This is a genomic window from Psychromicrobium xiongbiense (genome assembly GCF_030271165.1).
Lineage (GTDB): Bacteria > Actinomycetota > Actinomycetes > Actinomycetales > Micrococcaceae > Renibacterium > Renibacterium xiongbiense.
Window position 1 is genome coordinate 1 of record NZ_JASSZH010000031.1, and the last position, 22724, is coordinate 22724.

Below are 22724 nucleotides of genomic sequence, written 5' to 3' on the forward strand. Positions count from 1 at the left end.
CGCGAATCGCGTTTTTCGTCCATGGAGTCGTGGGGTTCCCTGGACTCCAGGGAACCCGCTAGCCCAAGAGGGTCTGAGCCCGAAATTTCCCGGCACCATCCTTGTAATACCCAGACAGTCTAGGTATTGTCGTGGTATGGCTGATGAACGACTTCGCGGCAATCTTGAATTGCTGGTCCTGGCCGCGCTCGAATCCGGCCCGGCTCACGGCTACCGTCTCGTGGAGTCGCTCGCGCAACGCAGCGGCGGTGTTCTGGATATCCCCGAGGGCTCGCTGTACCCGGCGCTACATCGCCTGGAGGACGCCGGTCACATTGAGAGTTCCTGGTCCCTGCACGGCGGGCGACGGCGTCGCACCTACTCGCTCACGCATAGCGGCACCGCTGCCCTTCAGCAGGAACGCGCCGCCTGGCGTACCTTCTCCCAGGCGGTCACCGCCGCGAGCACCGGCCTCCAGCTGGCGGGTGCCTGAGGTGGGCGCGCACGATGACGCCATCGACCGCTACCTGGACGAGCTCGCCGATCGCCTGAGCCTCCGGGCGCGTCTGAGCGGAAGCGAGCAGTGGCGTTACCTTCAGGAGGCGCAGTCGCATCTGCGGGACAGCCAGGAAGGGCTTCTTGCTCAGGGGTGGGCACCGGAGCAGGCCGCCCAGCAGGCGATTGACCGCTTCGGTGCGCCGGAGGTCATTGCGGCTGCGACGGCATCGTCCGTGGCCACCGCGTTGCGCGCTTATCTGGCCAGACTCTGGCCGATGGTTGGCCTGGGCCTGGTGGTGATCGGTGCCAGTGGCCTGCTGTCCGTGGCTCTGGAGGCGTTGCTCGGGCCGATGTTCTACGCCGGGGACCGCAACGGAACCACCTACACCCCGGCCCGATGCAGCGATTTTCTGGGGTTCTTCCCGCAGGCAGATTCCTGCAATGTGGCGGCGGCCCTGCACCATTCGGATGAGCTGATCTCCGAGCGCTTGATGGCTGGGATTCTGGGCGTGCTGCTTCTGACGGTATGGCTGGGTGCCCGGCTGGTGACCCGGGTGACTCATCGAGGAGGGACGCCCCGGGTAGCAACCACCGTCCCGGTGCGGAGTCAGCGACTGCTGGATCTCTCCACCTCCGCACTTTTCATGATCGTGGGAGCTCTTGGCCTGGCTTACACTGCGATCTTCACGCTGGGTCCGGCGCTCCGCGGGCAGGACATTGCCGGGGTAGGCGCCTCGCTCAGTGACGGCGTCGTCGCGCTTGCAGTCGGTCTGGTGCTGGCGGTCGTTTTTCTGCGCCGCTACCGACTCCTCCGGGCGCGGTCGGTGCGCCATCCGTAAAGCCAGCTACCGCATCAATAGCTGAATCAGCTGTGTTTGGCCTCAGCCTGGGCTGAGGCCGTAGGCTCGTGGGTATGACAGAACATGGCGCGAGGTCCGCAGCGACGCGGACCTCGTCCTCTGTACCCGATGCCGCTCAGAGTCCAGATTCACGACCGATGGTGTCGCGTCGCGGCGTCCTGGCCCCCGAGTACTTTCTCACCACCGTCGGCGCCTGCGCCCTGGTCTTTCTGGCAGCCTTCGAGTCGATGGCGGTCACCACCATCATGCCCCTGGTCAGTCAGGACCTCGATGGCGCAGCGCTCTACGCGCTGGCCTTCGCGGGGCCGCTGGCCAGCGGTGTCATCGGCATGGTGCTGGCGGGGATGTGGACCGATAGGTCCGGGCCTAAAGGACCACTTTTCGCCTCGGTCGCGGTCTTCGCGGCGGGGCTGGTACTGGCAGGCCTGGCCACGAACATGCCGGTTTTCCTGGCCGGCAGGCTGGTTCAGGGATTGGGCGCCGGTGCCATCAACGTGGTGCTCTACGTGCTCATCGCGCGCCTCTTCCCACCGATCCTGCACCCCAGGATCTTCGCCGCCTTTGCCGCAGCCTGGGTGGTTCCCTCGATGGTCGGGCCGTTCTGTGCCGGTCTGGTCGCTCAGGCCCTGAGCTGGCACTGGGTGTTCCTGGGCGTCGTCGTGCTGGTCATTCCGGCGCTGGTCATGCTGCTTCCTGCGGTGCGGAAGCTCGATGCCGGGCAGCCGGGCGGGGATCTACAGGGGGCTGAGGAAGAGCAGGCGGGCACCTCGACGCAGCCTCCGACGACGCCCCCGAAGACCCCGGTTTCAGCTCCGCTCCGTTTGGGGCTCGCGGCTGTGGTGGCACTCGCGGTGTTGGGCCTGAACCTCTCGGTAGAGCTCGGTGCCTGGGCCTGGCCGGCTGCAGGCCTCGCCATCGCCGTTGCGGTACTGGCGGTGCGTCCGTTGCTGCCAGCCGGAACGTTGCGTGCGCGCCGCGGACTGCCGACGGCGGTCCTGCTGCGTGGGCTGATGTCCGCAGCGTTCTTCGGCGCGGAGGTCTATGTGCCGTACCTGCTGATAGATCATTACGGTTTCAGCCCCTCGATCGCCGGGCTGGCTCTGACCTTTTCCGCGCTTGCCTGGGCACTGGGCTCCAACCTTCAGGGTCGATTCACGGTCCGGCTGACCAGCGCCGTCGCGCTACGGATTGGCACGGCAGCCCTGACGGCATGCGTAAGCGGTATCTTCCTGGCAGCGCTGGCTGGATGGCCGCCCGTGGTCATCATGGTCATCTGGATCCTCGGTGGTGGCGCCATGGGCCTGGCATACCCTCGGCTCACCGTGTCTATCCTGAGCTTGTCCACCCCGGACAACCAGGGATTCAACTCATCGGCGGGCAGCGTCAGCGATGCCGTCGGGGGTGCCTTGTCGATGGCGATGACGGGGCTGCTCTTTCACGCTGTTGCCGGGTTGTCGTTCCCTGCGGTTTTTGCACTGACCGTCCTGATCGCGGTCCTCGCCCTGATCGTCGCACCTCGTCTGGCGGTGCGGGGCTGAGCGTCAGTCCACCAGTGATGAGCCCACCAGTGATGCTGCCGCGAGCCTGACCGGTTCCACCAGCCCGCTCCACCGTCCGGTCAAAGTCCACTGGCCCTCTGGCGCATCCGCGGCGTCCACCAGGCGTGCAATCTGCAGGGCGAGACCTGCGGCCGTGACCCTCGCTAGCGTCCCGGCCGTGACGGGCCACTGAGGGCTCGCAATGATCGGGACGGCCTCCGAGCCGCCCGAGCCCTGGACAGCGGCGGTACTGGGCCTCGGTTCCAGGGCGCCATCGACCTCCACGAACTGTTCTGCCTGCTGCCCGCCGGTGAGCATGGCCGTCGCGAAGGCAGTGAGGAACACGGAGTCGGCACAGCCGTCGTAGACCCAGCGGGTTCCCAGCACGGAGTGCTCCATGGTGCCCACCAGCCAGGCTTCGGCTCCCGGTAGCGGAGCGCCGCGGTAGCTCAGCGGCACGTGGCAGACGCGCTCGCCATCGCTGACCAGATGGGCCTCCAGACCCACCTCCCCGTCGGGATCGTCAAAGCGGTAGGAACCGAGAAGCTCCAGCGGAGCCCCGGCTCCCGCGGGACCCCAGGGCTGGGACGGCAGATAGTGCTGGATGAGTTCGAGTTTGCTCGGCGTCAGGGTTGCCCGGTGCAGGAGTGCCATGGCCTCAGCTTAAGGCAGCTCTGAGCTCCGCGATCAGCGCCGGGTCCTCGCAGGTGGCCGCAAAGGCCGAGATACGCCGTTCGATTTCCCGGCTGAGCAGCCAGCGGCCCACCGGATGAGTCAGCCACCGCAACCAGCCTGGACGGCAGGAAAAGGTGTATTTCCAGACCGCCCGGGTGCCGGCATCGTGCTCTGCAAACCGCCAGCCACCGCCAAACTGGACGAAAAACCATGGCCCCTGGATCATCTTCATTCCCACCGACTGTGGCGGCGTGTACGAGACGTATTCGCTGATCATCAACAAGCCCAGCCGGGAGCGTGTGCGCGTCCGCACGCCCTTGGCTGCCAGCTGTGCTCCGTCCAGGAAGCGCTGGGAACGGATGAACGGATCCCAACGCAGACGGAATTCCCCGGTGGTCTGGGACAGCTTGAAGGCTGTTTCCCGGTCCAGGGCGATGATTCGTTCGCTGACTACGTGCGGCATGGGTGCTGGTCTGCTCGCTCAGCCGGCGCTCAGGCTGCGAATGAAGGTCACCGCGGCCCCGATCAGCACGATGACGCCGAGACCGCCAAACACGAGCCCCAGATAATTGGCGAAGCCCCAGGGCGCATTGATCAGCCCGGGCAGCTGGTTCTCCAGCTCGACGGCGGGCTGGTCACCCAGCCGATAGGTCACCTTCTGCCCCACGACCTGGGCCTTGGTGGAGAAATCGGAATACCAACCGGCCGGGTCAGAATTCCCCACACTTGTCCTGGGGAAATGCTTGGTGCTCAGGGTGTGAGAGCTGCCGTCTGCGCCGGTGAACGTCAACTCCATATCGGAGACGGTGGTGTTGCCGTCGGTATTGGTCCAGATCTTCACCCGCGCATCGGTGACCACTCCGCTCAGTCCTGCAGCCTGCAATTCTTTGGCCGCGTTCCGCCCGGATTCCGCGCCGTTGAAGACAGCGAGACCAAACCACAGGAAGGCACAACCGAACAGGGCGACGATGATGGCGACAGTCATGGAAGCCTTCCTGGACCGCCGTGCTGGGCTGGGCTGGCGGGGTGCCTGGGGAGGCGGAGCTGGGTAAGACGCCATGACTCGAGCATATCCAGCCGGGCTGGGAATCTGAGGGGAATCGGTGATGGGCAGATCTCCCCATGGTCTGATCCATACCGAGCCGGTAGCGTACTGGGAGAACCTACGACTCGCGGACCGCCTGGCGTGGGCATCCGTTCAGGAGACTTCAGGAGAGACCATGAATGATCAGATGCTGGGAGCAGATCCCCAACAGCTTCGGGATCTTGCGAAGCTTTTCAGTACCTCCTCCCAGCAGATCGATCATGCTGTCAACCTTCTCCAGCCGATCGTGGAACGCGTCCGCTGGTATGGCGGTGATGCTTCCGCGTTCAAAGCGAACTGGTCCTCACGCATGCGCCCGCAACTGACCGATGCCCGGACGTACCTGGAGGCCACTTCCAAGGATCTGGTGGGGCAGGCAGAGCAGCAGGAAAAAGCGTCCGCTGTGGAAGGCGGGGGCGGACCAGGCTTGCTCCAGCAAATACTGGACCAGGGTAAGCAAGTCCTGAGTGATCTTGAGAAGACCGCAGCTCACAACGCGGCGCTCCAGGATCAGCTCGCCAAAATGCATGACGCCTCCAAAGCCGATGTTGAAGCCTGGTGGAAGTCGCTCTCTGACGCAGACAAGCAGTATCTCCTGACTCAGAACGGTGCGAATAACATCCCGCTGGCAGAGCAGCTGGCAGAACTACAAGGAAAACTTCCTGCGGATGCCATGCATGCGGCACAGCTGGCGTTGACCGACAAAGCGCTGTCCACGATGCCGGTCTACAAGGACAAGGAAGCGATCGGCATCGACGGCCAGGTGGCCTGGGTTCACGGCGGTGCACACGTCGGCACTGAGATCACCAAAAATGCTGACGGCTCAGCAACCCTGAAGGTCTACGGTGATCTGGGCGGCGGCGTCAATACACCAAGCACAAAGGCCGGCGTCGGTGTGACCCTCACCGGCGAAGCCAGCCGCACCTATAAATTCAACAGCCTGGCCGACGCTCAGGCCGCCCAGAATCAGATGATCCATGACCTGCCGCCGGACGACTTCGGCAAGATCGAACACGCCGTCGACAATCCCGGAAAGTATGTGCTGGACACCCTCAATCAGGCGGCCGACAAGCACGGCGTCGTCTCTCACGACGACAAACTCAAGGGAACCGTTTCGGTGTACGGCAAGACGGACCTGGGTGGGGATGTCAAGGGTCAGGCAAGCCTGGACCTGGCATACGAGCAGAACCTCACTAACGGCACCTCCACCGGTACCGGAACAATCAAGGCCGATGCCAAACTCGATCTGGGCGGCGGCGCAAAACTTGAGGGCGCTGGAGAGGCAGGGGTGACGGTCAGCTGGGATGCCGACCACAACATTCAGAAGCTTTCCCTGGACGTCAAGGGCACTGTTCAGGACTCTCTCAAGGCCGCTGTCAATGCGGACGGAACACCGTCCGGGCAGTCCAATGGAGTGAGTTCCACGTTCAAAGCCGGTGAGCAGGTCAGCGCAAAGATGGAGATCTACGCCACCCCACAGAATCAGGCGATGATTAACAGCTTCATCAACCACACCGCCGTGGGCGATTCGGTGGCAGCCGGTCAGGATCTGGCGAACATCTACCACGCCAGCGGTGTGACTCTCCAGGGAAATGCCGTGGTCAAGAGCGAGAACAACTGGGTGGATATCGATACTGGGGTGGCCAGCCTGAAAGCAGGTTCCACTTCTGAGGTGACCACCAATGTCGGAACCGTCTACAAAGCTCCCTACACCTCAGACTATCAATCGGTCACCCCGGCGGACCGAAAGGGCTAGTGTGCCCGTTGTGATGTCAGGAGTGCGGAAGACTAGGTCAGGATTTACTGTGTCAGAAATCTTCAGTGAGAGGGCCAGCAAGTGACTATTGAGATTCGTTCCGATATCGGGTTCACCGCCCAACTTCCGGAGGGCTCGTTGATCCTGGAGGAGTCCCAGGCCGGGCCGGATTCGGAACAGATCAGCCTGCCCGGAGACGTCCTGTTCTCGATCGAGCGAATCACCGATCTGGTGCATGACTACGCCGAGGCCACCGAGTGGACCGAGAAGTCGGCAGCGTACTACCAGCAGGAGTTCGATGGCGCCGTGCTCACCCAGGGGCGGCTGCAGAGCCCGGGCAAGGAGGTGTACGCCGTTGCCGTGAGCTTTGCGGATGCGGAGCAGACGCCCAGAATCGCCACCGTGATCGGCATCCGTTTTCTCAGCGGTGAGTTCTTTGGTCTCACGCTGATTTCGGTACATGCAGATCCGCAACCGCAGGCTGACCTGCAGCTGATCCAGAGCCTGGTGGACGGCATCGAACTGAGCTGAGCCCACTCCGATCCGGTCCGCAGGGCCTTAGCCGGCCTTGCGGAAGGTCAGGTCGCGGATGGTTCGCCCGGCCTTCAGCGCCTTGTTCTCGAAACTGGTGACGATGCGGCCCTCGAAACGGGGAGCCCAGTCCTGATGCAGGTTCTGCAGGCTTGATCCTTCACCGACCTCGAGCATCTGCTCCGCATAGTGTTCCCAGTCCGTGGCCAGCCGCCAGACACCGCCCGGAGCAAGTGCATCGGCCACCAGTTCAGCGAACGCCGGAGTGACCAGGCGGCGCTTCTCATGCCGACTCTTGTGCCACGGGTCCGGGAAGAAAGTCCACACCTCAGCCAGGCTTCCCGGCTCGCAGGCCGTGGCGAGCACTTCCGGCGCATTGGCCTGCACCACCCGCACATTGTCCAGACCCAGAGCCGCTGCCCGCTGCACCGTCTGAGCCAGTCCCGGCAGATATACCTCGACCGCCAGGAAATTCCGTTCGGGCGTCTGCGCTGCCGCGTGGGCAATGGCCTCACCCAGGCCTGAACCGACTTCGAGCACCAGTTCAGCTTCCCGGCCAAAGGCCTGGGCGGCATCGAACCTGTAGTCCGGGTCCACCGAGGTGTCCGCAATGAGCCGGGGCATCTGCACCAGATACTGCTCGCGATGCTCTTCCCAGGCCTTTTCGCGACGGCCCTGCAGTCGGCTGCCGCGGCGGACAAAACTGACCGGCTGCGGCCGGTAGGTGCTCTCATTCATCCCGTTGAGTGTACCGACTGATACACTAAGGGGGTGGTGCGGCGCTTCCAGTGCCCGCCTGCGTCGATGAACGCCTCTCTTCTGTCCCGCCAATGATCTGATCCACCGTGCGGTTGACCTCGAGTTTTCTTCGGCGAAACCCTGTGCCGTGTCTTATGGCCATGGGGCCGATTCTTTGATGGAAAGTTGCCATGACTTCCTTTGCTTCTCTGGGCGTCCCGCGCGCTCTTGTCTCTGTCCTTGATGCCCAGGGCATCACCGAACCCTTCCCGATTCAGACCAAAACTCTTCCCGATTCGCTGGCCGGCCGGGACGTCCTGGGCCGTGGCCGCACAGGCTCCGGTAAGACGCTGGCCTTCGCACTGCCCCTTGTGGCAGGTCTGGCGGAGAACGAGGCCGCCTACCGCCGTCGTCCGGGCCGTCCGCTGGGGCTGATCCTGGCTCCGACCCGTGAGCTGGCCACCCAGATCAACGCCACGGTGGAGCCGCTGGCCAAAGCCATGGGGCTCAACACCACGGTGATCTACGGTGGCGTGTCCCAGCAGCGGCAGGAACGCGCCCTCAGCGCGGGTGTGGACATCGTCATCGCCTGCCCCGGCCGCCTGGAAGACCTGATGCGTCAGCGTTTGGTCAGCCTGGAAGCCGTGGAAGTGACCGTCCTCGATGAGGCCGATCACATGGCGGATCTGGGATTCCTCCCGGTCGTCAAGCGCATCATGGACACCACTCCGGCCAAGGGCCAGCGCCTGCTCTTCTCCGCGACCCTGGATAACGGGGTGGACAAGATCGTCCAGCGCTACCTCAGCTCCCCGGTCACGCACTCGGTGGACGAGCCGAAGGCCGCGGTTTCCACCATGGAGCACCATGTGCTCTCGGTGGCGGATCAAAATGCCAAGAAGCAGCTCATCGTGGAACTTGCCTCCGGTAAGGGCCGTCGCGTGCTGTTCATGCGGACCAAGCACCACGCCCGCAAGCTGGCCAAAACGCTGACCGATGCCGGTATCCCCGCGGTGGATCTGCATGGGAACCTCTCGCAGAATGCCCGCGACCGGAACCTGGCTGAGTTCTCCTCCGGTGAGGTGCGGGTTCTGGTGGCCACCGACGTCGCCGCCCGCGGTGTGCACGTGGACGATGTCGAGTTGGTCATCCACGTTGACCCGCCCACCGAGCACAAGGCGTACCTGCACCGCTCGGGTCGTACCGCTCGCGCGGGGTCCGAGGGCACCGTCGTGACCCTTTCGCTCCCGGAGCAGCAGCAGGACGTCAAGAAACTGATGCGTGCCGCCGGCGTCGAGGTCGCCTTTGAGAAGGTCCACCCGGGTTCGCCGCTGGTGGCAAAGCTGGTGGGTGAGGTTGCTGATCAGGTTGATCCGCGCACCCGCGAAGCTTTGCGTGCCGCCAAGGCTCCGCAGGCCGGTGGAGGCCGTTCCACCGGCGCGAATGCCGAGCGCAAGCGCGCCCGTCGTGAAGGCCAGGGTGGCTCAGGCCGGCGTCCGTCAGGCCAGGGCGCTTCGGGTCAGAGCGGTTCGCACCAGGGCGGTTCCGGCCGCGGCGGACGTTCCGAAGGAGCGCCCGCTGGTGGCTCCCGCACCGGGGGGGCCCGCACGCCAGCCTCTCGCGAGGGCCGCAGCCGTGCCCGCCACGGTGGCGGAAGCGCCCCGGTGTACTCTTCGTCGACCGGCGGGTCATCTCAGCGGGCCTCCCAGCAGGGATCCGGCCGCCCGTCGAGTGGGCAGGGCCGCAGCCAGCAGGGATCGAGCGCTGCGCCGTCGTCGCGCCCCCGCTCCGGCGGCCCGCGCCGTGCCGGAGCTCCGGCCAGCAACGCCCGCCGAGGCTGATCTCACGCCCGCCGTCCCAAGCTCCCGACTGAGTCGACACTACGGGAGCGTTGGGACGGCGGGCGGACGTCAGCGAGATGTGTCGTCGACGGTTTCGACGCTGATCACCCGGATCCGCTTCGGTTCACTGCGGCGCTTCCGCAGTGCCAGACGGATTCTGCGCAGCACCACGCTCACGCCGATCGCCAGAAGAAACGCGATGGCCAGTTTGAGCAGCCACGGCCAGTTCAGGGCAGCAAGCACCAGGTAGATCACCACAAAGCCCAGAAACTGCAGGCCAAGATCCAGCCAATCCACCCGTGAACGCATGTTCACACCTTAGCCCCCTGACAAGCGGGCCCCCTGACAGGCGCCCTCGACGCCAGCACGGGGCAAGGGGGCTTAGCTGCGGATGGCGTGCCGCGGGCTGTCCGGGTTCATCACCGAATGACGGCGTCCGTACAGGAAATAGATGAACAGGCCTATGACGAGCCAGACTCCGAAGCGCAGCCAGGTCTCCCAGTGCAACTGCGAAATCAGGAAGAGCGAGAATCCGACGCCGATGACGGGCACCACCGGCATCAGTGGCAGGCGGAAGGTCCGCGGCGCATCCGGCTTGGTGTACCGGAACACGATGACGGCCACGCAGACCACGACGAAGGCCGCCAGAATGCCGATATTGGTCAGATCTGCCACGGCCCGGATCGGCAGGACGCCGGCAAAAATCGCGGAGCCGATGCCAGCGATCCAGGTGACGCGCTGAGGGACGCCCCGCCGGTCCACCGCGGAGAACCACTTTGGCAGCAGACCGTCCCTGCTCATCGAGAACCACACTCGCGTCACACCGAGCAGGAAGGTCAGCATCACGGTGAGGATGGAGAGCACCGCGAAGACCGAAATGATGCTGGCGATGATTGGCAGTCCCACCCCGGCGAAGGCGGAAGCGAAGCCCGCCTTCGGATCGATGCTGTGGTAGTTCTGCATACCGGTGAGCACCAGCGTGGCCGCAACATAGAGCAGCATGGCGATGATCAGCGAAAAGATGATCGCCTTGGGCATATGTTTGCGTCCGTCCTTGGCTTCCTCCGCCGCGGTGCTCATCGCGTCGTAGCCGAACACCGCGAAGAACACGGTGGCTGCGCCGGTGAACACCGGCCCAAATCCGCTGGGCATGAACGGGTTGTAATTGTTGGTGTTGATGTAGAAGATGCCCAGGCCGATGATGAAGAGGATCAGGACGATCTTCACCGCCACGGCAACCAGCTCGAACCGTCCGAAGGCCTTCGTCCCGCGGCTGAGGATGAACGTCACTACGAGGCAGATCAGGATGGCCGGAAGATTGATGCCGCCGCCTGCCTGGTCAAACGTCTCGGTCAACCCGGTGGGCAGGTGGATGCCGAATCCGGCCAGGAAGGCATCAAGATAGCCGGAGATACCGATCGCCACCACGGCCACGATCGCGATGTATTCCAGCAGTAGATCCCAGCCGATGAACCAGCCGATAATTTCGCCCAGGGCGACGTACCCGTAGCTGTAGGCCGAACCTGCCCGCGGGATCATCCCTGCGAACTCGGCATAGGAGAGCGCGGCGGCCGCGGAGGCCAGTCCGGCGATCAGGAACGAGATGAGGACGGCGGGGCCGACTCCTGCGTTGTTGGCATCGCCATGGGCTACCAGCCCGGCGAGGGAAAAGATGCCGACACCCACGATGCCGCCGACGCCGATGGCTGTGAGCTGCCAGAGCCCCAGACTTTTGAATAGACCGCTGTGTTCGGATTCTTCCTGCATATCGTCCACCGGCTTTCGCCGCCAGATCGAGTAGGGGTTGGCTGCACTCATAATGTCCTCCGGATCGTTGACCCTGACTTCTGGTGTGGCCATCCTAGCCTTGGAAAATCCGAAGATGGGGAAAACCTCTGTTTCCGGCACCAGGGCGATGCCCGGAAACGGAGGTTCTCGGAAACCTACCGGCCCGTCGGCGCAGACTTTCAGGCAGCGACGACGCTCGCTTCTTCCTCCGACGTGGCGGCGATCGTGTCGTCGGCGAGGCGGCGGCGTCGAACGCTCGCCAGGTGGCCGACCGCGATCAGGCCCAGCCCTGCCGTGGCCCACAGAGCCAGACGCAACCCATCCCAGCCGAACTGATCGCCGGGGAAGTAAGTGAGTGCCCGCGCCGCGTCAAGCCACGCAGCACCATTCCAGAAGGTGTTCAGTCCGCTGAAGAATGCGGGGGAGAGGGTTGTGGGGAAGATCCCGCCGCTACTGGTGAAGTTCAGCATGACGAAGAGTAGCGTCAGCGTCGGCGTAGTCCACTTGCCCAGGAAGGGGTGGAGCCCCACGCCGATGGTGATGATGCCGAAGGAGTACAGCGAGGCCGTCAGCCAGATGCTCCACTCGTTGCCGGCAAGGACCTGATAAATCGGCCCGGCGACGATGACGCCGATGCCGGAAACCACCAGGGACACCACTGCAGAGACCAGCATCCGCCATCCGATGGCCAGTTTGGCGGTGCTCGCTGCCACGGCGACAGCGCTGGCGTAGGAGCCGACGCTCAGCGCCACGAGCAGGAAGAACAGGCCCTGGGCGGTAGGATCATGTTCCCCACCGGGGCGCACATCGCTGACGGTCACCGGAAGTTTCTGCTGATAGGCCAGCGGCAGGAACACTTCCTGGGCGGCGGAGGACTCAGCGTCTGAGTAGGCCTTGGATACGTAGATGGTGGCATGCGTGGCGTCCGTGTCGTAGGCCGCCGCGATCTCATGGTGGAGCAGTTGCTGCTGGGCTTCTGCTGCGGTCGCCACGGTGGTGACCTGAAGTTTCCCGGGTGCCGAATCGTTCATTGTCTGCGCCAGAACTTTCACCGCCGGGCTCTGGCCGACGATGGCGACGGGCAGGTTGTGCGGTGTCGGCTCGTGGAAAGCACCCAGGTAGAACACTGCCATGCCCAGCCCCAGGAACAGCGGGATGATCAGATGCGCGGCAATGGATTTCCAGGCGCCCGATGGCGGCCAGGGGAGTTTGTGCCGGATCGGCGGGAAAGCAGAGGTGGGAGTGGGCGTGCGGTGAAGGGACATGATGGCCTGTCTGCCGAGAAGATCGCGATTGCGATGGTTAGGTTCCCTACTAATAGTAGAGCTACTTGTTGCATTCTGCAACAAGTAGCTCTACTAGGCTGTGTTCATGGATTCCTCCTCGCGTGAGGCCGCGATGTCCCGCGTTCAGAGTGCGCTGACCACGATCAGTCGTCGTGGCATCGCGCGTGTCCGTCGGGCCAATGGTGCGCTCTCGGATGTCGATCGGTCGCTGTTGAGCCATATCGGTGCCCATCCAGGATGCCGGGCGGTGGACATCGCGGCCCACTTCCAATTGAGCCGTTCGACGGTGTCGCGGCAGCTCGGCGCCCTGATGGAGCTGGGATGTGTGACCACCGGCGGCCAGCCCGAGGGTGCGTCAAGCCTGGGCCGTAGCCAGGGGCTGCATCTGACCGCGGCCGGGCAGGACATTCTCAGCGAGGCGGGGCGAATTCTGCGAGCTGCCCTGGCGGAGCGCCTCGCTGACTGGTCTGCGGAAGACATTGAGGATTTTGCCCGGATGCTGGAGCGTTACACCCGGGACACCTGGAGCTGAACCGGGCCTCGCCGCCCCCAGTCGGCTCAGGAGGACGGCATCGTGCGCCTGCCGGAGGGCTCCAGGTTGATCCCCAGATGCCTCGGTGTGCGCAGCACGACCGAGCGGTCGGCGATCTCTGCAAAGGGGAGCCGTTCCGCGATATGCCGTTCGAGGCGGGTGATGTCCTCCATACGGCGAAGCCATACCGCCATCACCAGGGAGTACTGCCCGGCGGTGGTGGTGATCAGGCGAACCTCCTCCAGGCCGCGAAGATTGCCAGCCACCTCGCTGACCCGTGAAGCCGGTGTCTGCAGAAAATACCAGGCGTACACCGGCCAGCCTGAATAGGGCCGCGCCACCTCCAGGCGGAGGATAACGCGCTGCTGGGCCACCAGGGTGGTCAGGGCGCTCCTGGTGCGCGGAATGCTGATGCCCAGAGCTGCGGACATGCTGGCCACACTCGCCCGGCCGTCCTCCCGCAGGAGGGCCAGCATGCCATGCTCAATCTCGGGCGGAACCTGCCGCACTGCCGCACGGGCGACCGGCACAGCATGTTCCAGAGCCCGGACCTCAGTGGTAGTCAGCGAACGCAGGCGCCAGACCTGCGCATCCACCACCAGCTGGATGGAACGGTGCGTGCGCAGGCGTTGGATGCCTTCGACGGTAGGAATGCGATCAAGGAGATAGCGGGCCAGGTCCGCATCATCGCGGCAGAAGAGGGTCACGAGCATGTCCCGGCCGCCAGCGGTGAGGTCGATGGTGAGCACCTCGGGATCCTCTGCCAGCTGTTGTGCCACCGAACGGACGCTGCTGGGGGCGCATTCAATCTCCAGGAAGGCGCCCACTCTTTCTGTGGTCGCTCCGCGGTATGCCGCCACCCAGCACAGGCCCTGTTCGCGCAGGTTTTCCCAGCGCCGGGCCACCGTGACTGGATCCGCGCCGACCACGGGCGCGAGCGCAGTCCAGGCGGCTCGTGGCCGGACTTGTAGGGCATGCAAAATTCGAAGATCGAGCTCATCGAATTCAAAATCCTGCATAAACGCCTCCCGAACAGGAATTATCCTGCAATTTTACGCTAGTGAAACACGTCACAACTACCTTTTGGGGAGTCGCTGTGACAACCCATTCGCCGTGATCACTCACTCGTTGTTGAACCCTGAAGGACATCCCATGACTGCATCGACGTTGCGTTCCGACGCACCTCGTACCCGGGTCTCGCTGAAGTGGCTCTGGCCGCTGGGCGCGCTCGCCTTGGTTCTGGCCTCGCTGAGCCAATTCATCGGCCCTGCGGTCATCCCCCTGGGCATCGCTTCCATCACGCTGCTGCCCATGGTCTGGGGAATCCTCGCCGGCGGCATCATCTCCGGCCAGCGCTTCCGGCCATTCCCTGTCCGGCTCCAGTCCGCTGCAGGCTCGATCATGGGCATCGCGGTTCTCGTGCTGGTGGCCAGCCTGGCATTCACCATCGGCCCCAATGTTCCCTTGCTGTTCAAGGCTGGCCCTGCGCTGCTGCTCCAGGAAGTCGGGCATATGCTCGGCACGCTGGTGCTGGCCCTGCCGCTGGCCGTCGTGCTCCGGATGGGCCCGGCGACCATCGGCGCCACCTTCTCGATCGACCGTGAGGGCTCCTTCGCCATCGTGAGCGATAAGTACGGTCCGGAATCGGATCAGTACCGCGGTGTGCTCTCCATGTACCTCTTCGGCACGCTCTTCGGTGCCCTGTTCATTTCGGTGCTCGCCTCGCTGATGACCTCGTTCAAGGTCTTCGATCCGCTCGCTCTCGCCATGGGCGCCGGGGTGGGCTCGTCCTCCATGATGGCGGCAGGTGCAGCAAGCGTCGCCAGCCAGTACCCCGGAATGAAGGACCAGATTTTCGCCGTCGCCGCAGCCTCGAACGTGGTCACCGGCCCGATCGGCGTCTATGTAGCCGTCTGGATCGCCCTCCCGCTGGCGGACAAGATCTACCACGGCATGACCAGTCGCTTCCCGGCTCTCGCTGGTAAGGACGGCCAGGATCTGGCACCCGCACTGACTGCCGGCAGCATCGCAGCCGAGGTCAAGAGCGTTCTGAACGTGACCAAGGTGCCGCTGACCATCTCCATGCCCGCACTGACCGTGATCGGCATCATCATCTCCGCCATCGCCGCCAAGAGCTTCAGCTGGAACATGGTCTGGGGTTACCTGATCATTGATGCGCTGATCCTGGCCAGCATCGGCCTGTCGAGGCTGTGCCGCGGCAAGGTCATCTCGATGGTGTTCATCATCACCCTGGGCACGCTGCTCTCCAGCCCGATCTCACCGATTGCCTCGTTCCTGGTCAGCATGGTGACCAGTGTCAACTTCCTCTCGATCACCACGGTGGTGCTGACCTTCGCCGGGCTCAGCCTCGGTAAGGACCTGCCGCTGCTGCGCCGCGTCGGATGGCGCATCATCCCGGTGGGTCTGGTCGCCATCGCCTCCTCCTACCTGTTCTCCACCTTCATTGCTGAGTTGATTCTCCGCAACTGGAAATAAGCGCAACGCAGTCTCCACGATTCACCTGTTTTTCTGAAAGGCAACCCTCAATGCAGAGCACCGACACCGCCATCGACCTCGATCAGGTCAAATCAGCCGTCACCTCCACCCTGGAGCAGTGGAAAGCCCGGCTCCTGGACGTCAGCCATTCCATCCACGACAACCCCGAGTTGGCCTTTGTGGAGCGTGAGGCGGCGGAGACCCTGGCGAAGGCGGCTGAGGAGGCGGGATTCGCCGTGACCCGTAGCGCCTATGGGATGGAAACCAGCTTTGAAGCGGTGCGAGGGACGGGTGACTTCACGGTCGTGATCTGCGCCGAGTATGACGCGCTGCCCGAAGTCGGTCACGCCTGTGGCCACAACATCATCGCCACGGCCGCCCTGGGCGCTGCAGTGGCCCTGGGTGAGGTGGCCGACGAGCTCAACCTGCGCGTGGTGCTGCTCGGCACACCGGCGGAGGAACACGGCGGTGGCAAGGTGCTGCTGCTGGAGTCCGGGGCCTGGGAGCAGGCGACCATCTCACTCATGGTCCATGGAGCGGCCGGAGATCAGGACATCAGCTGCACGCTGGCCAAGACCCAGGCCGTTGACCGTTTCGCGGTGACCTACACCGGCAAGGTGGCGCACGCCGCCGCTGCACCGGATAAGGCCATCAACGCCGCCGATGCCGCAGTGGTCGCCCAGGTCGCCATCGGCCTGCTCCGTCAGCAGCTCAGCGGCACGGTGAGGATGAACGCCTTCGTCGAGCACGGCGGCGAGGTCACCAACATCATCGCGGGCCACACCGTGCTCGGGGCTGAGGTGCGAGCCTTCGATCTGGAGACGCTGGAGGACGCCAAGCGGCGGATGCTCAACTGCTTCGCCGCCGGTGCGCTCGCCACCGGCTGCACCTGGGAGGCTGTCGGCACCGAACCGCGTTATGAAGATCTGATCCAGGATCCGCTACTCGCCCAGAGCTGGGATGCGAACCTCGAGGCCATGGGTCGTACCGTGAGCCACGCGGCCAAGGGTGGCGGCGGCTCCACGGACATGGGCAACATCTCCCACGCTGTCCCCTCGATCCACCCGATGATCGCGGTGCTGGGCGCCAAGGGCGTTCCGCACACCGCTCAGTTCGCGGCCGATGCCGGCTCGGAGGCGGGCGATCAGGCCGCCTTGGACGGCGCTCAGGCGCTGGCCTGGACCGTCATCGACGCTGCAGGCAACCCGGAGACCCGGGCGGAGCTACTGCAGCGGCAGGCCGAGCGCGAGCCCGGTGCCACCCAGGTTCCGGCAAAGTTCTGAGCCGGTAGCGTCCCACCGGTTCAGCCCCTTCAGGCAAAGAGGGCAGTCGTCGTCCGTCAGCCGACTGCCCTCTTTGCCTGTCCTCTTGTCCCTGAGTTTCCTTGAGTTTTCAGGAGTTTCGCCGTCATGACCGTCAGCGTCTTTGACCTTTTCAGCATCGGGATCGGGCCGTCCAGCTCGCACACCGTCGGACCGATGCGAGCCGCCGCAGAATTCGCGCTCGGTCTGCACAACAGCCCCGTCTGGGACGAGGTGGCAACCCTCCGGGTGGATCTCTACGGGTCCCTGGCCGCCACCGGCCTGGGGCACGGCACGCTGACCGCGGTGACCGTTGGCCTGGAGGGCACCCGGCCAGAAAATGTTGACCCGCAGGAGTACGAATCCGCGCTGCAGCGCATCTCGGACACCGGGTCGATTCGGCTCGCCGGCGTTAAGGAGGTGCCGTTCACCCAGGAGAATATGGTGCTGCGGCCGCTGACGGTGCTCTCCCGGCACACCAACGGGCTGCGCTTCACCGCCAACAACACCAGCGGTGATGTGCTGCACACCGAAACCTACTTCTCGATTGGCGGCGGCTTCATTGTCCGGGAGGGGGAGGAGCCCGGCGTTGTGGTGGATGAGATCCCGGTTCCGCACCCCTTCAGCTCCGCCGAGGAGCTGCTGGAACAGTGCAAAGCCGCGGGTGTGCCGATCAGCACGGTGATGTTGCGCAATGAAGCTGTCCACCGGTCGGAAGCCGAGATCCGGGCGGATCTGCTGCGCATTCACGAGGTGATGGAGGACTGCGTCCGCCGCAGCATCGACCGTGAGGGCGTGCTTCCCGGCGGGCTGAATGTGCGCCGTCGGGCCCGGAACTGGTTTGAGAATCTCAGCGCGGAGGACCCTTCAGGGGATGCGCACTTTGCCATGGACTGGGTCAATCTGGTGGCCCTCGCCGTCAACGAAGAGAACGCCTCGGGTGGGCGCATTGTCACCGCGCCCACCAACGGCGCGGCTGGCATCATTCCGGCCGTCCTCTTCTACGCCACCCGCTACGTTCTCGCCGACGCCAGCGCCGCCGAGCGCGAGGACGCGGTGGTCCGTTTCCTGCTGACCGCGGGTGCCATCGGCACCCTCTACAAGGAACGAGCCTCCATCTCCGGCGCCGAGGTGGGCTGTCAGGGAGAGGTCGGCTCGGCATCGTCGATGGCGGCGGGAGCGCTCGCTGAGATCCTCGGGGCCACGGTGGAGCAGGTGGAGAATGCGGCGGAAATCGCGATGGAGCACAATCTCGGCATGACCTGTGACCCGATTGGCGGGCTGGTGCAGATTCCGTGCATCGAGCGCAACGCCATCGCCTCCAATAAGGCGATCAATGCTGCCCGGATGTCGCTGCGCGGGGATGGCCTGCACCATGTGAGCCTGGATCAGGTGATCGAAACCATGCGTCAGACCGGTGCCGATATGAGCTCCAAGTACAAGGAAACGGCCATGGGCGGCCTCGCCGTGAACGTCCCGCTCTGCTGAGGGCTGCAAACCTTCGCCGAGTGTCGATGTAACGCTGGAATACCCCGGGAAAACAGCGTTACATCGACACTCGGCGAAGGAAAATCTCAGTGGCGGCCGCCGTAGACCGCGAACGTCCGGTCCGTCGGCACAATCTGTTTGCCCAGCGGCATAAGCGAGACCGGGATCAGCTTGAGGTTCGCAATCGCCAGCGGAATACCGACGACGGTCAGGGCCATCGCGATGGCCGTGGTGACATGGGCGATGGCGATCCAGATTCCGGCGACCACCAGCCAGATCACATTTCCCAGGCTGGCGGCGACGGTCGGGCCGCCCGGCTTGTCGATGACCGTGCGGCCGAAGGGCCAGAGCGCGTAGCCCGCGATCCGGAACGAGGCGATGCCCCAGGGGATCGTGATGATCAGCAGGCAGCAGACCAGGCCAGCCAGAAAATATCCCATCGCGAGCCAGATTCCGCCGAAGAGTAACCAGATGACGTTCAGAAGGGTCTTCATGCGATCCATTCTCCGCCCTGGGCTCACTGCGGAGTGAACTCCAGCTCCGCCATCAGGTTCGCCCGTGCCTGTGCGGCCCACAACTCGCGGGCTTCCGGCAGGTGGAACAGTGGATCCAGATCCAGAAGCTGACGGACGATGCCGGCCCGTCCGGCGGCAAAGTCGACATCCGGCAAATGGGCGTAATCCTGGCGGACGGCCCGCAGGTAGCGGGCGTAGCCTGCAGGTTCCGCGCCGAGAACCGACAGGTCGGCATCACTGAGCAGGGCGCCATCGTGGTCCCCGGCGTCAGGAGAGTGGTGCGCTGTCAGCCGCACCAGCCGTTGGACCTCCGCAGCTTCCTGCCTCGAGACGGCCCGCGCTCCGTCCAGCAGCTCCGTCACCAGCAGCGCCGATTCCTCCTCGTCCTGATTTGCCACTCCGCGATAAACGGCATCGTGGAACCAGGCGGCAAGCTGGACGGTCCGTGGTGGCTCCGGGCTCAGCCGCTCCAAGGCTTCCAGCACGGCCAGCAGATGAACGGATGAATGGTAGTGCCGGTGGGGTTCGGACCAGCGCTCCAGCAGTGCCCGGCCAACATTCTCTTCGCCCGGCATCAGGGTGGTCCAGCGCAGGATCAGGGCGGTATTCAGCGAGGATTTCCGGGCCCGCGCCGGAATTCTCAGTCCACTGGCGATCAGCCGTCGGGTCAGTTCGGCTGCACTGATGGCCCGGGCCCCGAGTGCCTGGAGGTCCTCATAGCGTCGCTGTGGTACGTCGTAATGATCCTGGTCGAAGGCTCGGGGTGGAATGCCTGCGGCCCGGGCGAAGTCGTGCAGTTCCTCAAGGGAGGAATCGGAGATCAGATGAGAGAACAGCGTGCCGTGAGCGGGCCACAGCGGGGGGTCGAGATAGACCGTCATGGCTCAAGGGTAGAGCCTGAGAAGGCTGGGTGCGGCGTGGGAGCAGCAGTGATCCGGATCTCCTTGATTTCCTAACTTGAGTCTATTAGACTCAAGTTAGTTTATAACTATCTAATCAATAATCATCTCTACAGACACAGTGCACCACGCGTGCCTATATTGGCTGTGACTGACACCTTGCCGGAAGGAGCTTGGATGGACACCAAATTCACCACCAAAAGCCAGGAGGCACTCTCCGCTGCCGCGGCGAACGCCTCCACGGCCGGTAATCCGCAGGTGGAACCTGCACATCTGCTCAAGGCGCTGATGGATCAGCGTCAGGGCCTTGCGGTCGCCTTGCTCAAGGCTATTGCGGTTGACCCGGACGCAGTCAGCGTCCAGGCCTCTGCGGCGATTAAGGAGCTGCCCTCAACCTCCGGCAGTTCCGTGGCCCAGGCGCAGTTCTCCCGGGCAGCACTGCAGGTCATCCAGGCTGCCCAGAAGGAGGCGGAGACGCTGGGGGACCAGTACGTTTCCACCGAACACCTGCTGATCGGTATTGCGGAAGGTCATGACAGTGCCGCCCGAGCTCTGAAGGGCCTCGGCGCCACGGTGGAGGCGCTGCGCGCCGCGTTGCCGGACCTTCGCGGGGACCGCAAGGTCACCTCGGCCGATCCGGAGAACAGCTTCCAGGCACTGGAAAAGTACGCCACTGATCTGACCGAGGTGGCCCGTTCAGGCAAGCTTGATCCCGTCATCGGCCGCGACAGTGAGATTCGCCGGGTTATCCAGGTGCTGAGCCGGCGGACCAAGAACAACCCGGTGCTGATCGGTGAGCCGGGCGTGGGCAAGACGGCCGTCGTGGAAGGTCTGGCCCAGCGGATGGTGGCCGGCGATGTGCCGGAGAGCCTGCGCGGCAAGACGCTGATGAGCCTGGATCTGGCTGCCATGGTGGCCGGGGCCAAGTACCGTGGCGAATTTGAGGAACGGCTCAAATCGGTCCTGGAGGAAATCAAGAACTCCGACGGGCAGATCGTCACTTTCATTGATGAGATCCACACCGTGGTGGGTGCGGGAGCCAGCGGTGAAGGCGCCATGGATGCCGGCAATATGCTCAAGCCCATGCTGGCTCGCGGCGAGCTGCGTCTGATCGGCGCCACCACGCTGGACGAGTACCGGGAAAACATCGAGAAGGATCCGGCGCTGGAGCGCCGCTTTCAGCAGGTCTACGTGGGGGAGCCGAGCGTTGATGACACGATCGGCATCCTGCGTGGCCTGAAGAACCGCTACGAAGCGCATCACAAGGTCGCCATCGCGGATTCCGCTCTGGTGGCCGCCGCCACCCTGTCCAATCGCTACATCACGGGCCGGCAGCTGCCGGACAAGGCGATCGACCTGGTCGATGAGGCCGCCTCCCGTCTGCGCATGGAGATTGACTCCGCTCCGGAGGAGATTGACCAGCTGCGGCGCGCTGTGGACCGGCTGACCATGGAAGAGCTGGCGCTCGATGGCGAAACCGACCCCGCGTCGGTGGAGCGGCTGGACGCTTTGCGTGCGGATATGGCGGATAAGAAGGAAGAGCTTGCCGCGCTCAATGCCCGATGGGAAGCCGAGAAGGCTGGACTGAACCGAGTCGGTGATCTCAAGGCGCGCCTTGACGAACTGCGTTCTGTTGCAGAGAAGGCTCAGCGCGAGGGGGACCTGGAGCAGGCTTCGCGTGTTCTGTACGGCGAGATTCCGGCTCTGGAGCATGAGCTGACGGAGGCGCAGCAGGCGGAGGAATCGCTCAATGGCGTGGACAGCCCGGAGCATCGGGCCGAGCTGATGGTGGCGGAAGAGGTTACCGCGGACGATATCGCCGAGGTCATCTCCGCCTGGACCGGCATTCCGGCCGGTCGTATGTTGCAGGGCGAGAGTCAGAAGCTACTGCATATGGAAGAGGTGCTGGGAGCACGGTTGATCGGCCAGACCAAGGCCGTGGAGGCCGTTTCCGATGCTGTACGGCGGGCCAGGGCCGGTATCTCCGACCCCGACCGGCCCACCGGCTCTTTCCTGTTCCTCGGCCCGACCGGCGTCGGCAAGACGGAGCTGGCCAAGGCGCTGGCTGACTTCCTCTTCGATGATGAGCGAGCCATGATTCGCATCGATATGAGCGAGTATTCGGAGAAGCATGCGGTGGCCCGCCTGGTCGGCGCCCCTCCCGGATATGTCGGCTACGAAGAGGGTGGACAGCTCACCGAGGCGGTTCGCCGTCGGCCCTATTCCGTCGTTCTCCTGGACGAGGTGGAGAAGGCGCACCCGGAGGTTTTCGACATCCTGCTTCAGGTGCTCGACGACGGCCGGCTCACCGATGGCCAGGGCCGCACCGTCGACTTCCGGAACGTGATCCTGGTGCTGACTTCCAATATGGGTTCGCAGTACCTGGTCGATCCGCTGCTGGACGACGCCCAGAAGCGGAACTCCGTGATGGCCGTGGTCAACGCATCCTTCAAGCCGGAGTTCCTGAATCGGCTAGATGATGTGGTGATGTTTGAGCCGCTGACCATCGAGGAGCTCTCCACCATCGTGGATCTGCAGGTGCAGTCCCTTGCGGCCCGCCTCAACCAGCGTCGACTGGTGCTGGAGGTCACGGACAGTGCCCGTGCCTGGCTGGCCATCACCGGTTATGACCCGGCCTACGGCGCGCGGCCGCTGCGCCGCCTGGTGCAGCGCGAGATCGGGGATCGGCTGGCCCGGGCGTTGCTCTCCGGAGAGATCGTGGACGGCGACACCGTGCTCGTCGACACTGCGGCCGATGTCGAGGAGCTGGCTGATCTTGAAGGTGCCGGCGCAGCGGGCAATGGCTCGGCAGCGACCGGGCTGGTCGTGACCAAGGCTCCGTGAGCGAGCTGGCGTCGTAGACAGCGTCCAGACAGATAGCGTCGCAGACAACGAGGGGGGGGGGGGGGGCCCCGACGAGCG

Annotated in this window: 21 protein-coding genes; 11 read left to right on the plus strand and 10 right to left on the minus strand. The window is 64.4% G+C overall.

What is annotated here, in order from left to right; genetic code table 11:
- Positions 1 to 136: 136 nt before the first annotated feature.
- The 3 genes from QQM37_RS11610 (at position 137) to QQM37_RS11620 (ending at position 2875) form a co-directional block, all read left to right on the plus strand.
- Positions 137 to 472 carry a PadR family transcriptional regulator gene (locus QQM37_RS11610; RefSeq protein WP_285727656.1) on the plus strand — a complete coding sequence of 112 codons (336 nt, stop codon included), beginning with the start codon at positions 137 to 139 and terminating at the stop codon, positions 470 to 472.
- Entirely contained in the window at positions 465 to 1316 is an 852-nt protein-coding gene (locus QQM37_RS11615; protein WP_285727658.1) for a permease prefix domain 1-containing protein, read from the plus strand. Before QQM37_RS11610 ends, QQM37_RS11615 begins: the two co-directional genes overlap by 8 nt.
- Positions 1317 to 1474: 158 nt before the next feature.
- Entirely contained in the window at positions 1475 to 2875 is a 1401-nt protein-coding gene (locus tag QQM37_RS11620; protein ID WP_285727660.1) for an MFS transporter, read from the plus strand.
- A 3-nt stretch (positions 2876 to 2878) separates the two neighbouring features.
- Here QQM37_RS11620 and QQM37_RS11625 read toward each other — a convergent pair whose 3' ends face one another.
- Genes QQM37_RS11625 through QQM37_RS11635 form a run of 3 tightly spaced genes read right to left on the minus strand, consistent with a single transcriptional unit; the run spans position 2879 to position 4535 of the window.
- Positions 2879 to 3529: a CG0192-related protein gene (locus tag QQM37_RS11625; RefSeq protein ID WP_285727661.1), complete on the minus strand. Its 651-nt coding sequence runs from the start codon at positions 3527 to 3529 to the stop codon at positions 2879 to 2881.
- Positions 3530 to 3533: 4 nt separating this feature from the next.
- Positions 3534 to 4013, minus strand: a complete 480-nt coding sequence (locus QQM37_RS11630; protein ID WP_285727663.1) for an SRPBCC family protein — start codon at positions 4011 to 4013, stop codon at positions 3534 to 3536.
- An 18-nt stretch (positions 4014 to 4031) separates the two neighbouring features.
- The gene (locus QQM37_RS11635; protein WP_285727664.1) at positions 4032 to 4535 is read right to left on the minus strand and encodes a hypothetical protein; all 504 of its coding nucleotides are present in this window, start codon (positions 4533 to 4535) and stop codon (positions 4032 to 4034) included.
- 235 nt (positions 4536 to 4770) lie between these two features.
- On the opposite strand from QQM37_RS11635, the gene QQM37_RS11640 reads away from it, so the two are divergent.
- A complete protein-coding gene (locus QQM37_RS11640; RefSeq protein WP_285727666.1) occupies positions 4771 to 6390 on the plus strand; it encodes a hypothetical protein in 1620 nt (539 codons plus the stop codon).
- 81 nt (positions 6391 to 6471) lie between these two features.
- Positions 6472 to 6921: a hypothetical protein gene (locus QQM37_RS11645; RefSeq protein WP_285727667.1), complete on the plus strand. Its 450-nt coding sequence runs from the start codon at positions 6472 to 6474 to the stop codon at positions 6919 to 6921.
- Positions 6922 to 6948: 27 nt separating this feature from the next.
- On the opposite strand, the gene trmB is transcribed toward QQM37_RS11645, so the two are convergent.
- Positions 6949 to 7659: a tRNA (guanosine(46)-N7)-methyltransferase TrmB gene (trmB, locus tag QQM37_RS11650; protein ID WP_285727669.1), complete on the minus strand. Its 711-nt coding sequence runs from the start codon at positions 7657 to 7659 to the stop codon at positions 6949 to 6951.
- A gap of 191 nt (positions 7660 to 7850) precedes the next feature.
- On the opposite strand from trmB, the gene QQM37_RS11655 reads away from it, so the two are divergent.
- The gene (locus QQM37_RS11655) at positions 7851 to 9497 is read left to right on the plus strand and encodes a DEAD/DEAH box helicase (protein ID WP_285727671.1); all 1647 of its coding nucleotides are present in this window, start codon (positions 7851 to 7853) and stop codon (positions 9495 to 9497) included.
- Between the two features lie 69 nt (positions 9498 to 9566).
- On the opposite strand, the gene QQM37_RS11660 is transcribed toward QQM37_RS11655, so the two are convergent.
- The 3 genes from QQM37_RS11660 to QQM37_RS11670 form a co-directional block, all read right to left on the minus strand.
- The gene (locus tag QQM37_RS11660; protein WP_285727673.1) at positions 9567 to 9806 is read right to left on the minus strand and encodes a hypothetical protein; all 240 of its coding nucleotides are present in this window, start codon (positions 9804 to 9806) and stop codon (positions 9567 to 9569) included.
- Between the two features lie 72 nt (positions 9807 to 9878).
- Positions 9879 to 11315, minus strand: coding sequence for an APC family permease (locus tag QQM37_RS11665; RefSeq protein ID WP_285727691.1), 1437 nt, complete (start codon positions 11313 to 11315; stop codon positions 9879 to 9881).
- Positions 11316 to 11464: 149 nt separating this feature from the next.
- Complete coding sequence (locus QQM37_RS11670; protein WP_285727675.1) at positions 11465 to 12550, minus strand: hypothetical protein; 1086 nt, start codon at positions 12548 to 12550, stop codon at positions 11465 to 11467.
- Between the two features lie 106 nt (positions 12551 to 12656).
- On the opposite strand from QQM37_RS11670, the gene QQM37_RS11675 reads away from it, so the two are divergent.
- Positions 12657 to 13103, plus strand: coding sequence for a MarR family winged helix-turn-helix transcriptional regulator (locus QQM37_RS11675; RefSeq protein WP_285727677.1), 447 nt, complete (start codon positions 12657 to 12659; stop codon positions 13101 to 13103).
- A gap of 26 nt (positions 13104 to 13129) precedes the next feature.
- Here the strand turns inward: QQM37_RS11675 and QQM37_RS11680 are convergent, their stop codons facing one another.
- A complete protein-coding gene (locus QQM37_RS11680; protein WP_285727678.1) occupies positions 13130 to 14122 on the minus strand; it encodes an Lrp/AsnC family transcriptional regulator in 993 nt (330 codons plus the stop codon).
- A gap of 133 nt (positions 14123 to 14255) precedes the next feature.
- On the opposite strand from QQM37_RS11680, the gene QQM37_RS11685 reads away from it, so the two are divergent.
- The 3 genes from QQM37_RS11685 to QQM37_RS11695 all read left to right on the plus strand — a co-directional run bounded on the left by QQM37_RS11685 (position 14256) and on the right by QQM37_RS11695 (position 18388).
- Entirely contained in the window at positions 14256 to 15599 is a 1344-nt protein-coding gene (locus tag QQM37_RS11685; protein WP_285727680.1) for a DUF3100 domain-containing protein, read from the plus strand.
- Between the two features lie 50 nt (positions 15600 to 15649).
- Positions 15650 to 16882, plus strand: a complete 1233-nt coding sequence (locus QQM37_RS11690) for an amidohydrolase (RefSeq protein ID WP_285727682.1) — start codon at positions 15650 to 15652, stop codon at positions 16880 to 16882.
- 126 nt (positions 16883 to 17008) lie between these two features.
- Positions 17009 to 18388 carry an L-serine ammonia-lyase gene (locus QQM37_RS11695; RefSeq protein WP_285727684.1) on the plus strand — a complete coding sequence of 460 codons (1380 nt, stop codon included), beginning with the start codon at positions 17009 to 17011 and terminating at the stop codon, positions 18386 to 18388.
- 86 nt (positions 18389 to 18474) lie between these two features.
- On the opposite strand, the gene QQM37_RS11700 is transcribed toward QQM37_RS11695, so the two are convergent.
- Together QQM37_RS11700 and QQM37_RS11705 are read right to left on the minus strand one after the other, a co-directional pair.
- Positions 18475 to 18882 carry a YccF domain-containing protein gene (locus tag QQM37_RS11700; RefSeq protein WP_285727686.1) on the minus strand — a complete coding sequence of 136 codons (408 nt, stop codon included), beginning with the start codon at positions 18880 to 18882 and terminating at the stop codon, positions 18475 to 18477.
- Between the two features lie 23 nt (positions 18883 to 18905).
- Positions 18906 to 19784, minus strand: a complete 879-nt coding sequence (locus QQM37_RS11705; RefSeq protein ID WP_285727687.1) for a DUF4031 domain-containing protein — start codon at positions 19782 to 19784, stop codon at positions 18906 to 18908.
- A 195-nt stretch (positions 19785 to 19979) separates the two neighbouring features.
- Here QQM37_RS11705 and clpB point away from each other — a divergent pair, with 195 nt between their 5' ends.
- Complete coding sequence (gene clpB, locus QQM37_RS11710) at positions 19980 to 22646, plus strand: ATP-dependent chaperone ClpB (RefSeq protein ID WP_285727689.1); 2667 nt, start codon at positions 19980 to 19982, stop codon at positions 22644 to 22646.
- Positions 22647 to 22724: the final 78 nt, after the last annotated feature.